This is a genomic window from Micromonospora sp. H33, from assembly GCF_052068455.1.
Lineage (GTDB): Bacteria > Actinomycetota > Actinomycetes > Mycobacteriales > Micromonosporaceae > Micromonospora.
This window is the reverse complement of record NZ_JBQHDE010000012.1, coordinates 18,486-32,682: the sequence shown is the minus strand read 5'-3', so window position 1 is coordinate 32,682 and position 14,197 is coordinate 18,486. Positions and strand designations below refer to the sequence as shown.

The 14,197-nt window shown below is 74.5% G+C and carries 14 protein-coding genes; 10 read left to right on the top strand and 4 right to left on the bottom strand.

From position 1 onward, the window contains the following. From ACTMS0_RS22650 to ACTMS0_RS22640, 3 genes are read right to left on the bottom strand one after another with little or no spacing between them, the layout of a single operon-like run. Entirely contained in the window at nucleotides 1-3,444 is a 3,444-nt protein-coding gene (locus tag ACTMS0_RS22650) for an ATP-binding protein (protein ID WP_441157262.1), read from the bottom strand. 34 nt (nucleotides 3,445-3,478) lie between these two features. Further along, entirely contained in the window at nucleotides 3,479-3,841 is a 363-nt protein-coding gene (locus ACTMS0_RS22645; RefSeq protein WP_093409867.1) for a hypothetical protein, read from the bottom strand. A gap of 13 nt (nucleotides 3,842-3,854) precedes the next feature. After that, complete coding sequence (locus tag ACTMS0_RS22640; protein ID WP_155329903.1) at nucleotides 3,855-4,169, bottom strand: hypothetical protein; 315 nt, start codon at nucleotides 4,167-4,169, stop codon at nucleotides 3,855-3,857. A gap of 341 nt (nucleotides 4,170-4,510) precedes the next feature. On the opposite strand from ACTMS0_RS22640, the gene folP reads away from it, so the two are divergent. The 6 genes from folP to ACTMS0_RS22610 all read left to right on the top strand — a co-directional run bounded on the left by folP (nucleotide 4,511) and on the right by ACTMS0_RS22610 (nucleotide 8,579). After that, complete coding sequence (gene folP / locus ACTMS0_RS22635; RefSeq protein WP_441157261.1) at nucleotides 4,511-5,413, top strand: dihydropteroate synthase; 903 nt, start codon at nucleotides 4,511-4,513, stop codon at nucleotides 5,411-5,413. Next, the gene (folB, locus tag ACTMS0_RS22630; RefSeq protein WP_441157260.1) at nucleotides 5,410-5,775 is read left to right on the top strand and encodes a dihydroneopterin aldolase; all 366 of its coding nucleotides are present in this window, start codon (nucleotides 5,410-5,412) and stop codon (nucleotides 5,773-5,775) included. Before folP ends, folB begins: the two co-directional genes overlap by 4 nt. After that, nucleotides 5,772-6,299 (top strand): 2-amino-4-hydroxy-6-hydroxymethyldihydropteridine diphosphokinase, encoded by a 528-nt coding sequence (gene folK / locus ACTMS0_RS22625; RefSeq protein ID WP_441157259.1) that lies wholly within the window; start codon nucleotides 5,772-5,774, stop codon nucleotides 6,297-6,299. Before folB ends, folK begins: the two co-directional genes overlap by 4 nt. Before the next feature lie 19 nt (nucleotides 6,300-6,318). Next, complete coding sequence (locus tag ACTMS0_RS22620; protein ID WP_441157258.1) at nucleotides 6,319-6,855, top strand: DUF3180 domain-containing protein; 537 nt, start codon at nucleotides 6,319-6,321, stop codon at nucleotides 6,853-6,855. Between the two features lie 118 nt (nucleotides 6,856-6,973). Next, complete coding sequence (locus ACTMS0_RS22615) at nucleotides 6,974-8,185, top strand: ABC transporter permease (protein WP_441157257.1); 1,212 nt, start codon at nucleotides 6,974-6,976, stop codon at nucleotides 8,183-8,185. A 79-nt stretch (nucleotides 8,186-8,264) separates the two neighbouring features. After that, nucleotides 8,265-8,579, top strand: coding sequence for a hypothetical protein (locus ACTMS0_RS22610; RefSeq protein ID WP_441157256.1), 315 nt, complete (start codon nucleotides 8,265-8,267; stop codon nucleotides 8,577-8,579). Between the two features lie 145 nt (nucleotides 8,580-8,724). Here the strand turns inward: ACTMS0_RS22610 and ACTMS0_RS22605 are convergent, their stop codons facing one another. Beyond that, nucleotides 8,725-9,726 (bottom strand): ABC transporter ATP-binding protein, encoded by a 1,002-nt coding sequence (locus ACTMS0_RS22605; RefSeq protein WP_441157255.1) that lies wholly within the window; start codon nucleotides 9,724-9,726, stop codon nucleotides 8,725-8,727. A 2-nt stretch (nucleotides 9,727-9,728) separates the two neighbouring features. Between ACTMS0_RS22605 and ACTMS0_RS22600 the strand changes: the two genes are divergently transcribed. The 4 genes from ACTMS0_RS22600 (at nucleotide 9,729) to ACTMS0_RS22585 (ending at nucleotide 14,176) form a co-directional block, all read left to right on the top strand. Continuing rightward, nucleotides 9,729-10,418: an ABC transporter permease gene (locus ACTMS0_RS22600; RefSeq protein ID WP_441157254.1), complete on the top strand. Its 690-nt coding sequence runs from the start codon at nucleotides 9,729-9,731 to the stop codon at nucleotides 10,416-10,418. Nucleotides 10,419-10,500: 82 nt separating this feature from the next. Next, nucleotides 10,501-11,223 (top strand): ABC transporter permease, encoded by a 723-nt coding sequence (locus tag ACTMS0_RS22595; RefSeq protein WP_441157253.1) that lies wholly within the window; start codon nucleotides 10,501-10,503, stop codon nucleotides 11,221-11,223. A 199-nt stretch (nucleotides 11,224-11,422) separates the two neighbouring features. Next, nucleotides 11,423-12,427, top strand: a complete 1,005-nt coding sequence (locus ACTMS0_RS22590; RefSeq protein WP_441157252.1) for a glycine betaine ABC transporter substrate-binding protein — start codon at nucleotides 11,423-11,425, stop codon at nucleotides 12,425-12,427. Nucleotides 12,428-12,583: 156 nt separating this feature from the next. Beyond that, on the top strand, nucleotides 12,584-14,176 hold the full coding sequence (locus tag ACTMS0_RS22585; RefSeq protein WP_441157251.1) for a hypothetical protein: 1,593 nt from the start codon (nucleotides 12,584-12,586) through the stop codon (nucleotides 14,174-14,176). The last annotated feature ends 21 nt before the right edge of the window (nucleotides 14,177-14,197 follow it).

Genomic DNA, 14,197 nt, shown 5'->3' with positions numbered 1-14,197 from the left:
TCACGCCTCCAGATCCGGTGCGACGGACGGCAACAGCCCGGCCGTGGCGGCGATCGCCGCCGGCGTGGTGTCCAGGTGGTCGAGCAGGCCGTCCACGTACGAGACGTCGACCCGGACCTTTTGCACCCGCCCGTCGACGTCCCGCATGACGAACTCGCGGAAGCCCAGCCGGGCGGCCGACGTGGCGTCGGCGGTGGACAGGGACGCGAGGGTGGCCTCGTACCCGTCGTTGACCGGCACCCGCAGCAGGCGCAGCGCCTCGGAGGCGATCTCCGCGTCCTCGGCGATCCGGCCGACGAAGACGGTGGAGACCAGGTTCTGCACGTCGAGGCCGAGGATGTCCTTCGGGTTCTGCGAGGCGACGAGCGCCGCGAGGTTCCACTTGCGGGAGTCGCGGGCGAGCCGGACCAGGAACGACCGGCCGGAGCGCCACCCCTCCATGAAGTGCGCCTCGTCGAGGCCCACCAGCTTCCGTGACGACATCGAGCCGCCGTAGCAGCGGCGGACCGCGAGCCGGTGGGCGGTGTGCAGCATGGGGAGGGCGAGCGCCTCCTCGGCCGACCAGTACTCGCGCTCGATCTTCAGGTCCGGCAGACGCAGCCCGGCCATGGTGATCACCGTGAGCGCGGCGTCGGGACCCAGCAGCCCCTCCGGCGGACGGCCGAAGAACAGCATCGCCAGCGGCATCTCGGCGGTGTCCAGCAGGAGGTTGGCCAGCTCCTTGCCGGCATCGTCGTCGAGTTGCCCCAGGCAGGTCACCACATCGTCCAGTGTGGACGTCTCCTCCGCCGGCACCTGGCGTACGGCGTGGCGGAAGAGGGTGGCGGTGGACGCCTCGCGGGCCACCTGCGGCGGCACCAGCATCATGCAGATGTCCTGGACGAGCATGCGGCGCTCGGCCCGGGCGTTGGAGACCGCGATCTCGAACTCCCGGTCGCCCGCCGCGCCCGCCGCGAACTCGCTGCGCAGCGGGGTGGGGATCAGCGAGTACGGCGCGAGCGTGCCGTGCTCCGAGCCGGTCAGGTTGAGCACCCGCGCGTACGGCGCCAGCTCCGGCATGGCGCAGAGCCGGGCCAGCGGGCCGGACGGGTCGAGCAGCGTCACCTGGACACCGCGCCGTGCGGCCAGGTAGCCGAGGGCGCCGAGCAGCGTGGACTTGCCACCGCCCGGCTCGGCGACGAAGACCGCGAGCCCCGAGCGCTCCCGGACCTCCATGGGGAAGTGCAGGTCGAGGAAGACCGGCCGGCGGCACGTGCCGGCCGTCCGCCCGATCAGGTCACCACGGCGGTCGCCGACGGTGGAGGCGGCCTGCGGAAGCGCGGCGGCGAGGAGGTTGACCGGCATCCGCCGTACGTAGCCGGTGTTGGCGATGGGCTCGCCGGGGATGAACTCGCGGGCCAGCCAGTCCTGGTTCTTCGGGTGCTGGAGGGAGATCCGCAGCTCCCGGGAGTAGAGCTGGATCAGCCGGCGAGCGCGTTCCAGGCACTCCTCCCGCGTCCGGCCGCCCACCGCGATCCGGTGCCAGCCGTGCGCGCGGGCGGAGTCGACGGGCAGCCCGGTGGTCATCTCGTCGCCGATCACGAGCGCCCGCTTGGCGAGGCGTTCGAGCTCGGGCGGGGCGTCGATGCCGTGCTCGGCGTAGTCGAGCTGCTGGGAGCGGATCATCCGTAGCCGGTGCTCCAAGTTGCGGAAGGAGTCGCCGGAGCCCAGGATGTCGACCCGGCTCGACAGCTCCATCGGCCACGGCAGCCGCTCGTGGAAGTGCAGCCAGGGCTCGTGCCGCTCGGGAATCTCAAGCGGCTCCATCCGGCCCACGGCGAGCACCGCGACGTGCCGCTCCTCGCCGGTCATCCGGTTGACCAGCTTGACCGTGGAGCCGTACGGGGTGCGGTAGCGCTCCACCTGCTCGGTCAGGGCGAGCAGGTCGCCGCGCTCCCAGCGGCCGTCGGTGACCGGGGAGAGCTGACCGGGCGGTGCCATGCAGAGCGCCACCGAGCGGTAGAGCAGCCACTCCAGCTCCTGCGCCGTGACCCGTCGTCCGCGCATGCCGAAGGCGCCCAGCACCTCGTCGAACTGCTCGACGGTGCGGCCGAGCTTGCGCCGCTCGCCCTCGGCCACGCCGCGGCCGAAGGTCCGCAGCATCCGCTCCACCAGCGAGTCGCCCAGCGAGCGGCGGGCGAAGGTGACCCCCAGGTACGTCTGCCCCTCGGCGTGGTTGACCGACATCAGGTGCCGTTGGGCCGCCACGAGGTGGTCGCCCCAGCCCGGGGTGCCGGGCACGTCGGGCAGCGGCGACGGGGTGTGCGCGTCGATGGTGCGGGCCCACTCGTCGGCGGGGAACGGGCGGGTGGTCCGGCGCAGGTGCAGCCGGAACCCGGCCAGGCCGGCGTACTGCTCGCTGATGGCCGAGAGCAGCGCCTCCCGCTCGGCGTCCGGGCGGAACGCCCAGCGCACCTCGGGCAGCCAGTACCAGGCGGTGACCGTGTTCGGTGTGAAGGTGAGGTGCCCGGCGATCTCGGTGATCGCCAGCTCGACCGACGGGTCCCGGTCACCGAACTTGATCTTTGGTGCCTTGACCCGGACCGGCTTGGTCGGGCGGTCCGGGCGGGCGGCGGAGCGCTGTCGCGGCGGCGTCACGTCCCGCGTGCCCGTGCGGTCGGGCAGGTGCTCCCCGGCCCGGCGCGGTCGGGGCCCGGTCGCGGTCGAGCCGGTGGTGGCCGGCTCGTCCACCGGGGGGCGCAGCGCCGGGAGCCGGTCGCCGACCTGGTGCGGGACGCGGGTGGGCCGGGCGGGCGGCTCGACCTCGTCGTCGTACGGCTCGGACGCCGGCGCCTGTTCGACCGGTGCCGGGGGCGTCACGACCGGCTGCTCCCCGGTGGCCCCGTGGGCGCGGGGCGGGGCATCCGTCGACTGCTCGCCGGTGGCCCATCCGGGCCGGCTCCGCGGCGGGGCGATTGTCGGCTGCTCGCCCGCCGGCCATCCGTTGCCCTCCGGCCGCGGCTCGACCGGTGTGGACGGTGGCCGGACCGGCTGGACCCGCGCGGCCGGAGGGGCCGGGAGGGCCGGTTGCCGTCGTGCCGGAGGAGACGCCCCCGCGTCGGCCGGGTCGACGGCGGCGGGTTGGTGCGGGATCGCCGGTTGCTCGCGTACGGGCGGACGCGTCGGCGTGGACCGCGCCGGGCGGGTCCCGCCGAACAGGTCGAGGAAGGGAGAGTCGATGTCCGTGCCGTCGGCGGGAGTGGGCTCCGCCGGCGCCCGCCGCTGGAGAGGGCGGGGAGCCTGGAAGACGCCGACCCCGCCGTGGTCCGGCGTGGTCACCAGGGCCGGGTCGAGGGCGGCCTCGTCCAGGTCCGGGTCGTCCGCGTAGTCGTACGACCGCGTAGGGTCACCGTGTGGCGCGGCCGGGCGTCCGGCCGGGGATCCCGGCGTGGAGGAGCGACTCATGCGACCGCCTCACCCGCGTCGTTGCACTGCCCGGTCATGCCAGTTCCTCCCGGATCCTGATCCGGCTGCCGACCAGGCGGGGGTCGCGCTGCTCGGCGGCCGGCTCCCGGGTGCGCCGCCAGTCGGTCAGCGCGGTGCGGATCACCATGCGCGCCGGCCGGTCCGGGTCGACGTACCGGAAGACGAACGAGGTCGTCACGATGGCGAGCGCGATCTCCCATGCCGGGAAGAGCTCGACCTGCAACGTGAACAACCAGTGGATGAACATGTAGAGGGGAACGAGCAGCATGAACAGCCCGTACTGGGCGTACGGGAGATGGACGGGAAGGGTGTAGCCGGGCGGCCCGAGGTAGACCAGGCGAGCCCGGTAGATGTCGTCGTCGGTGCGCAGCCGCATGTCGTGCCCGCGCCTATTCGAAGATCAGGTCGATCAGGTAGTCGCCGACGAAGAAGAGGGTGGCGGCTCCGGCGATGAAGGCCAACCCGACGATCGCGATGGCCGAGCTGGTCAGCACCTTGGAGATCTCACCCCGGCTGGCCCGCCCGATGAAGATGACGCCCAGCACGGCCAGCAGGATCGGGGCGATCTTGCTGGCGAAGAAGGTGACGACCCCTTCGGTGTCGATGCCCTTGGGCGCCGGCTCGGCGAGTGGCGTCGACGCCAGGGTCGAGAGAGCGTGGGCGGCGGCGGACGACGCCGTCTCCATCAGCTCGATGGCGATCACTGGAACCTCCCCATATCGCGGCCGGCGGCGCCGCGGCGGTGCAGTAGGCATGCCTGGCGGGAACGGTGCTCACGTCGCGCGGCCACGACGCCGCGTTCGTCACCCACCACGGCGAGTGGTGAGCTCTGGGCGGATTTTCCCGCTTCGGCCCTCCCTCCAGGCTTCGCCATCTCGATGCTGGGCAATTCCAAAGCGTACGGCCACCCACTGTTTGCGACAACCCGCGAAGAGTCGGCCCGATCCGACCTCGGCGTCCGATCGTACACCTGTTCTAAACCGCATGTCAGCACACCCGAGGCGGGCTGCACGGGACCGTCGGCAGGGACCGGTACGGTCTACCCGTGACCGATCTGGTACGGGCTCCGGCCCCGGTGGTGATGGGCGTCCTGAACGTCACGCCGGACTCCTTCTCCGACGGCGGACGGTACGCCGACCTCGACGCCGCCGTCGCACACGGCGTGCGGCTGCGGGCCGACGGCGCCCACCTGGTCGACGTGGGCGGCGAGTCCACCCGACCGGGCGCCGACCGGGTCGACGCGGAGACGGAGGCGGCCCGGGTGTTGCCGGTGGTCCGCGAGCTGGCCGCCGCCGGTGTGCGGGTCAGCATCGACACCACCCGGGCGCGGGTCGCCGAGCTGGCGCTCGCCGCCGGCGCGGCCGTGGTCAACGACGTCTCCGGAGGGTTGGCCGACCCGGACATGGCCCGAGTCGTGCGGGACGCCGGCTGTCCCTGGGTGCTCATGCACTGGCGTGGCCACTCCCGCGCGATGCGCGAGCTCGCGCGCTACGGCGACGTCGTCGCCGACGTCCGGGCCGAGCTGGCGCAGCGGGTCGAGGCGGCCCTGGGCGCCGGCGTCGCGGCCGACCGCATCGTCATCGACCCGGGGCTCGGCTTCGCGAAGACCGCCGCGCACAACTGGGAGCTCAGCGCCCGGCTGCCCGAGCTGCTCGACCTGGGCTTCCCGCTGCTCTTCGCGGCCAGCCGCAAGTCCTACCTGGGCACGCTGTTGGCCGCGCCCGACGGCACCCCACGGCCGACCGGGGGCCGCGAGATCGCGACGGTCGCCACCAGCCTGCTCGCGGTGGCGGCCGGCGCCTGGGGCGTCCGGGTGCACGACGTCCGGGCCACGGTGGACGCGCTGGCGGTCTGGCAGGCGACCGGCTCGCCCCGCGTGGTCCCCGGCGGGCGTGCGGGCGACGGGCCCCGGCCCGCTTCGGCCGTCGGCCAGGGAGGAGACCGATGACCGACCGCATCGTCCTGACCGGGCTGCGGGCACACGGCCGGCACGGGGTGTACGACTTCGAGCGCGCCCAGGGGCAGGACTTCGTCATCGACGCCGTCCTGGAGCTGGACCTCGCCCCCGCCGCCCGCTCCGACGAGGTGACCGACACCGTCCACTACGGCGAGCTGGCCGAGCAGTTGGTCGCGGTGGTCACCGGGGAACCGGTCAACCTCATCGAGACGCTCGCCGACCGGCTGCTCGCGGTCTGCCTGACCGACCCCCGGGTGCACACCGCGACGGTCACCGTGCACAAGCCGGAGGCGCCGGTGCCGCACGCCTTCACCGACGTGGCCGTCACGATGACCCGGACGCGTACCCGGTGACCCGCGCCCTGCTCTCCCTCGGCAGCAACCTCGGTGAGCGCCTCGACCACCTGCGGTCGGCGGTCACCGCGCTGGGTGATTCGGTGCTGCTGGTCTCCGGTGTCTACGAGACCCCGCCGTGGGGCGACACCGACCAGCCCGCGTACCTGAACGCGGTGGTGCTGGCGGAGGATCCGACCGCGACCCCGGACGACTGGCTGGAGCGGGCCCGGGCGGCGGAACGCGCGGCCGGGCGCGAACGCGACCCCGCGCGGCGGTTCGGGCCGCGCACCCTCGACGTGGACGTGATCGCGGTCTGGACGGACGACGGTGAGCCGGTGCTCCGCGACGACCCGGAGCTGACCCTGCCGCACCCCCGCGCCCACCTGCGGGCGTTCGTGCTGCGGCCGTGGATCGACATCCAGCCGTACGGGCGCCTGCCCGGGCACGGCTGGCTGACCGACCTGCTCAACGCCGAGCCGATCGCCACGGACGCGCTGGAACTGCGTCCCCGTCCCGATCTGGCGTTAGAGTCGACGGCATGACGCAGTGGAGCCGTCCGGCATGACGCAGGCGCAGTCGCCACCTCCGGGTGGCAAGGGTTCCGGTCGGATGGGCCCCACGCGGATCTCGACGCTGGTGGTGGCCGGTCTCGCGGCCGCCGCGGTGGCGTGGTTGCTGGTCAGTTTCCTCTACTACGACTACCTGCCCGACCTGCCGTGGCTGCCGGTGGTCACCCTGGCCGCGCTCGCCGTGCTGGAGGCGTACGCCGCGGTCAACACCCGCGGGCGGATCGAGCGGAGGCCCGGTCGCGAGCCGGTGAATCCGCTGCTGGTCGCCCGCTTCGTGGTGCTGGCCAAGGCATCGGCGCTGGCCGGTGCGATCTTCGCCGGCTTCTACGGCGGCCTGACCGGGTGGCTGTTCGTGGAGAGCACGGACGCCGCGATGGACGACCGGCCCGTGGCCGGCGCAGGCCTGCTCGCCTCCCTGGCGCTGGTGGCGGCGGCGCTGTGGCTGGAGCGGTCGTGCCGGGTGCCCGAGCAGGAGGACGACGAGGATCGGGAGCCCGGCGACCGGGAGGGCCGCCCCGGTCGGCGCTGAGCAGGGGCTTTCGCCACGCTTCGCGCGCGGGTACGGTGCCTGCGACCGGAGAGCAAAGGCCGCGCCGGTCCGCCCGCGCGTCGGACCCTGGACGGGCGGCCACCTGGAAGGCGGGCGCATGGGGTACGACGAACCGGGGCGGGAGTCCGCCGAAACCTCGTCCGGGATCCCCGCCTCGGTGCTGGAGAACGTCTTCGACGACCCGGCGCACGGCGAGCCCGGCCGGGACCGGCTCGCCGTCCACGTCGTGTGGGAGGTCCTGCTCCTCGTCGGACTGGCCGGCGTCGCGTACCTGCTCTGGCGGGAGGACCCGGACAGGTTCCGGGGTGACGGGCTGCGCGAGCTGCTCGTCGACGCGGTCGTGCTCGGGCTGCTGGCGTTCGCCGCCGGGGTGAGTCTGCGTACCGCCGCCGTCAACCTGGCGATCGGGCCGGTGGCCGTCGCGGTGGCGCTGCACGTGGCCGAGCAGGGCGACCGGGGGTTGGGGGCGGCCGTGGGCCCGGCCCTCGTCGCCGCGGCGCTCGGCGGGCTGGTCCTGGCGCTCGCGGTGGTGGTGCTGCACGTCCCCAGCTGGGCGGCCAGCCTCGCCGCGGGCGCGGGGGTGATCGTGTTCATCGAGCAGCGTTCCGCGCCCGTCCTGCCGCAGGGCGACTACGACCCGGCGCGGGACGCGCTGTACCTCGCCGCCGGGTTCGCGGCGGTCGCGGTGCTCGCCGGGCTGTTCGCCGCGCTACGGCCGGTCCGTCGGCTGGTCGGCCGGTTCCGGCCGGTCGTCGACCCGGCCCGCCGCCGGGGCGTGCTTGCGGGCGTCGTGGCCGGCGTCGCGCTGGTCGTGTCCACCGTGCTGGCGGCGCTGGCCGGGGCTCTGCTGGGGACCGGCGACGTCGGTCCGGTCGCCCCGGTGACCGGACTCGACTGGACGGTCCTGGCCGTCGGCACGTGCCTGCTCGCCGGGACCAGCGCCTTCGGCCGCCGCGGTGGGATCCTCGGCACGCTGCTGGCGGTGTCGCTGGTGACGCTCGTCGTCGCGGACCTCCGGGCGGAGGGTCACTCCGTGAGCCGGTGGGCGGTCGCTGCCGGGGCCCTCGGCGTCGGGTTGGTGGTCACCCGGCTGGTCGAGACGTACGGACGGCCCCGCGTCGACGCGTCCGGGACGGACGGGAACCCGGATCCGGACGGCCGGATCAGCAGCGGCTGGGCGGTGCAGCGCGCCGACCCGATCGGTGACTGGCCGCCGGCCCTGCCGACCCACCATGCCGAGAACCCGGTGGACCCGTGGAACGTCCCGAAGTGGGAGAGCGGCCGGGGCTGGGACTCCGGCGACCGGTGAGCCCGGCGCCCCCCGCTCGACGGCGCGCAGCCCCGCGTCCACCGGGTCGGCGGTGATCTCGCCGGTTAGGCTCGGCGACATGACCGACACACCATCGACGTCCCCCACCGGGCGGTCGTTCGAGGAGCTGGACGCACTGTCCACCGAGGAGCTGCGCGAGCAGGCGTTCGCGGTGGCCCGGGAGCGCCGCGACGTGGGCTTCTTCTGGTCGGTGCTGCGTCACCTGCCGAACGCCGACGAGGCGGCGGCCCTCGACGGGGCCCCGAACTCGGTCGGGCCGACCATCGACGAGGCGGTGGCGCTGTGGCGGGAGCTGACCGGTCACGGTTACGAGGAGTCGGCTCCGCTGCTGCGGGCGGCCTTCATCGACTACCTGATGAAGCACCCGAAGTGACCGCGGCCGGGGTCGGTGGCCGCGCCTGACGCTGACGGCGGCCGCGCCACCTGACGGCCACGGCGGCCGCGCCACCTGACGGCGACGGCCACCTGACGGTCACGGCGACCGACGGCCGTAGGAGGACGGCGGTAACCGGCCGCCGTCAGGACGCCGGGCGCCCGAGGTCGAGCAGCCGCGCCCGGGTGAGCACACCGACCGGCCGGTCGTCCTCGGTCACCACCACCCGGTCGGCGGCGGAGGTCAGCAGGACGCCCAGCGCGTCGTACGCCGATCCGCCGAGCGGGACCCTGGGCAGCCCGTTCACCGCCGCCGCGGGCAGCGGCTCGACCGCCTCCCGGGTGACCGGCGTGACGGCCAGCCGGCGGATGCCCCGGTCGGCGCCGACGAACTCGCGCACGAACGGCGTGGCCGGCGTGCCCAGGACGGCGGCGGGCGTGTCGTACTGCTCCAGCCGGCCGCCCTGGGAGAGCACCGCGATCCGGTCGCCCAGCCGGACGGCCTCGTCGAGGTCGTGGGTCACCAGCACGATGGTCTTGCGGACCTCGGCCTGCAACCGGAGGAACTCCTCCTGCAACCGGGTCCGCACGATCGGGTCGACCGCCGAGAACGGCTCGTCCATGAGCAGCACCACCGGGTCCGCGGCGAGCGCCCGCGCCACGCCCACCCGCTGCCGCTGGCCGCCGGACAGCTCGTGCGGGTAGCGGCGGCCGAACTGCGCCGGATCCAGTCCGACCAGTTCGAGCAGCTCCGCGACCCGCTGGCGACGGCGTTCCCGGGGCCAGCCGAGCAGTTGGGGCACGGTGGCGACGTTCGCGCTCACGGTCTGGTGGGGGAAGAGGCCGACGTTCTGGATGACGTACCCGATCCGGCGGCGCAGCCGCACCGGGTCGACCCGCGTCACGTCGTCCCCGCCGAGCAGGATCCGGCCGCCGGTCGGCTCGACGAGCCGGTTGATCATCCGCAGTACCGTCGACTTGCCGCAGCCGGACGGCCCGATCAGCACCACCAGCTCACCGGCGGCGACGTCCAGGGTCAGCTCCCGGACCGCCTCGGTGCCGTCCGGGTAGCGTTTGCTGATCGCGTCGAGCGTGATCGACGCCGCCCGCGCCCCGGCGTCGGCGGGCCCCTCCGGGGTAACGTCCACACATGTCCTTCCGCCTGAGCTACCGGGTCGAGCCGGGTAACCCGTGGTTCTCCTGGCAGTACGTGCGGGACAACTCTGACACGATCCTCGCCGCGCTGCGTGACCACACCTCGTTGACCGCGCGGGCGGTGCTCATCGCCGTGCTGGTGGCGCTGCCCCTGGCGGTGGCGGCGTACTGGTTCCGCCCGCTGGCCGGCCCCATCCTGGCGGCCACCGGCGTCCTCTACACGATCCCGTCGCTGGCGCTGTTCGCGTTCCTCGCGCCGTACCTGGGCATCGGGGCGGTGACCGTGCTCAGCGTGGTGGCGCTCTACGCGCTGCTGGTGATCGTGCGCAACGCGCTGGCCGGGCTCACGCAGGTGCCTCCCGAGGTGCGGGAGGCGGCGGAGGGGATGGGCTACGGCCGTTGGGGGCGCCTGTTCCGGATCGAGTTGCCGCTCGCCCTGCCCGGCATCCTGACCGGGCTGCGGCTGGCGACGGTGTCCACGGTGGCCCTGGTGACCGTCGGTGTGGTGATCGGGCGGGGCGGCCTCGGCCAGCTCATCTTCGCGGGTTTCCAGAACAACTTCTACAAGGCGCAGATCATGACCGGGACCCTGCTCTGCGTCCTGCTCGCCCTTGTGCTGGACCTGCTGCTCGCCGCTGTGGGCCGCCTGCTCACCCCGTGGCTGCGGCGCCGGAGCCCGGCGTGAGCGCCGCGGTGCGCACGGTCCGGGTGTCCGGTGGCGGCGCGTCCCGGCGGGCCATCCCCGGGGGTACGGGAGGACGGTGGCGGTGAGCCCGATCGAGGCGGCTCTGGTCTGGCTCAACGACCCGCTGAACTGGACCAACCCGGGCGGCATTCTGGACCGGCTGGGCGAGCACCTGTCGATGTCGGCGGCGGCGGTGGCCCTGGGCTGCCTGGTCGCGTGGCCGATCGGGCTCTGGCTGGGGCACACCGGGCGGGGCGGGGGGCTGGTCGTGCTGGTCGCCAACCTCACGCTCGCCGTCCCGACGTTGGCTCTGCTCGCCATCCTGCCGCTCACCTTCCTCGGGTTCGGCCGGCCGGCGGTGGTGGTGGCGCTGGCCGTCTTCGCGGTGCCGCCGCTGCTGGCCAACGCGTACACCGGGGTGCGTCAGGCCGACCCGGAGGCCCGCGACGCGGCGCGCGGGATGGGTTTCTCCGGCTGGCAGCTGCTGCGCCGGGTCGAGCTGCCGCTCGCGGTGCCCTACCTGGCCGCCGGTTTCCGGACGGCGACCGTGCAGGTGGTGGCGACCGCCGCGCTGGCGTCCTTCGTCAACGGTGGTGGCCTGGGGCAGATCATCCGCGCCGGGTTCGGCCTGGACATCGCCGCGGGCGGTGGGCAGATCCTCGCCGGCGGCCTGCTCGTGGCCGGGCTCGCCGTGCTGGTCGAGCTGCTCCTGGCCCTGGTCGAGCGCCTCGTCACCCCGCGCCCGCTGCGCGGCGGCCGGCGCCGCGCGAACCGCCGTGCGGCCGATGCGGTCGCCGGCACCTGAGCGGCGCGGCGGCCGGCGCGGCCCCTGGAACGCCGCCGGCGGTTGATCCGCGGGTGACGATCCGGTGACAAAGCCCGGCCCAAGTTTGTCGGACCCCGTATGGAGGATGTTGGGTGGACAACGCGGGCGGTTAAGGATCGCCCGTCGGACACGCGGCCGGCCCGGAGGGGTCGCGCCGGGACACGGAAGGCGGGCACACATGCGAGCACGCACACGCCTGGCGATCGGCGCGGTCGGCGCCCTCACCGCGGCCGGGCTGCTGACCGGCTGCGGGGAGGCCGGCTCGTCCGGCACCGACGCGCCCGAGCAGGCCGCGTCCGGGGCCGGCTGCGCCCCGGTCGCCGGTGACCAGCTCGTCGTCCTGGAGGACGACAAGAAGCTCCAGAACACCGACAACGTCATCCCCGCCGTCAACGGCGACGTCGCGACGCCGCAGCTTGTCGCCGCGCTGGACAAGGTCTCCGCAGCGCTGGACACGCCCAAGCTGATCCAGCTCAACAAGGCCGTCGACGTCGACCGCAAGACGCCGGCCGTCGCCGCGGGCGAGTTCGCCACCGCCAACAACGTGACCGCCGGCATTGCGAAGGGCCCCGGCGGCCGCATCGTGGTCGGGGCCGGCAACTTCAGCGAGAGTCAGACCCTCGCCGAGCTGTACAAGATCGCGCTCACCGCGGCCGGCTACCAGGTGACCGTGCAGCAGATCGGCAGCCGCGAGCTCTACGAGCCGGCCCTGGAGAAGGGTGAGATCCAGGTCGTTCCGGAGTACGCGGCGACCATGGCGGAGTTCCTCAACACCAAGGCGAACGGGCAGAACGCCGAGCCGGTCTCGTCGCCGGATCTGGAGAAGACGGTCGCCGCGCTGAAGGCCGCCGGTGACAAGGCCGGCCTGGCGTTCGGCGCGCCCTCGGCCGCCCAGGACCAGAACGCGTTCGCCGTCACCAGCGCCTTCGCCGACAAGTACGCGGTGCGCACCCTCTCGGAGCTGGCCGAGAAGTGCTCGGGCCAGGCCACGGTGCTGGCCGGCCCGCCGGAGTGCCCGCAGCGACCGAAGTGCCAGGCCGGGCTGATCCAGGTCTACAACTTCAAGGCCGGGTCGTTCAGCTCCCTCGACGCGGGTGGTCCGCAGACGAAGAACGCGCTGAAGACGGGCGCCGCCAGCGTCGGTCTCGTCTTCTCCTCCGACGGGGCGCTCGCCGCCGGCTGACCGTCCATCCGGCGGCACGATATGGGCCGGCAACCGGTCGCCCTGGGGCACCGGCGGCCGGCCCGCGCCACCTGCGAAAACTACTCTTGAGTAACCAGGTCGGAGGGCGCTCTCGGCCGTTCCCAGGTGGCGCAACTCTCGGTAGGCTGCACAGCCATGCCCGCCCCGGTAGACACCGACGACACGCGCAATCCGTCGCTGCTGACGGCACTCTTCTGGGTCGGCGTGGCCCTCGCGCCCGTGGCGGCGCTGATACTTCTCGTTGCGGACGGTAACGGTCCGCTACGCTTCGCAGCCGTCCTCGCCATCCTGGCCGTTGTGCTGATCGGGCTGTCCATCGCGTTGCGGGTCGACGGCGGCACGGGGAGCGAGGAGCTGCGCCAGGAGATCGAAGCGCTTCGGCGGGAGCTGCGCGGCGAGATCGTGGCCACCGCCCAGCGCGGTAACCAGGCCCTCGACCAGGCCCACCGGGCCCACGAGGCGGTCGGCGCCCTACGCCGGCGTCTCGACGCAGGCACCGCGGCGCCGGCTGGCCCGGCCGACGCGGGCCGCGCCCGGGTGGGCGTCGCCGACGAGCCGGCCGAGAACGCCCGCTGGGGTGCCTCGGAACGCGAGGACGAGGGTCCGGCCCGACGCGCCGACCCGCACCCGAACGACCGCCCGGCGGCGGGCTCGGCAGGCGTGTACGGCGGCGACCGGCCCGCCACCGGGTCCGCCGGCGTGTACGGCGGGGATCGACCGGCCGCCGGCGGGTACCCCGCTGACCGTCCGAGCACCGGCTCGACCGGGGTGTACGGCGGTGACCGCCCGGCGCCGGGCGTGTACGGCGGCGGCGACCGCCCCACCGGCGGCACCTACGGCGGTGAGCATCCGGCTCCCGGGTACGGCGCCGAGCGGGCGGGCTACGGCTCCTGGTCGGCGGACGACGGCCAGCCCGGCCACCGGCCGGTGGGCGTGGTGCGGCACACCGAGACCGTGCACGTCACGACCCGGCACACCATCGTGGACGGCGCCGGCCCGGTGCTCGGCGAGACCGGCACCCGGTACGGCGGCTACCCGGGCCGCCGGTCGCCGGGTCCGGAGGAGCGGCCCTGGACCGGGGACGGCGAGGACCGGTCCTGGGCCGGCCAACCGGAGTCGGACGACCGGTCGTGGTCGGGCCGAGACGAGCGTGACCGGCGTGACGACCGCGCATGGGGCGAGCGCGACGAGCCCGCCCGACCCGGGCAGCAGTGGGAGGACCGCGGCTGGTCCGAGCAGCGCGACGACCGCGGCTGGGGCGGTGAGCAGTCCCGGGACACCTCCGCCGAGGCGTACGGCCGGGGCCGGTCGACCGTGCCGGACGGTGGTGGCGAGGACGGCGAGTACTGGTCGCAGGCCCGCGCCGGGGACCGCTGGGCGGCCGTCCGCGAGGACGACCGGGGTCGTGAGCTGCGGATGGGCGAGCGGCGGGCCGAGGTGCTCGCGGACCAGACCGGCACCGAGTTCCGGGTAGCGGACCGGTGGGCGTCGGTACGCCGGGACGAGCCGGGGCGGGACCGTGAGGACGCGTGGCGGGGTTCGTGGGCCGAGGCGGAGGACCGGCCGGCGCTGCCCGCCGGCGGCGTGCCGGTGCCGGACGAGTGGCAGGTGCCCCGGCAGCGGCAGCCGGAACGCCAGTGGTCGTCCGAGCCCGGTCACTACGGCTACCCGCCCCAGGACGACGGCCCCCGTGCGGGCGGCCCCCGCCCGACGGACTACTGGCGCTGACGCGTCCGGGCGGGCGCCCGG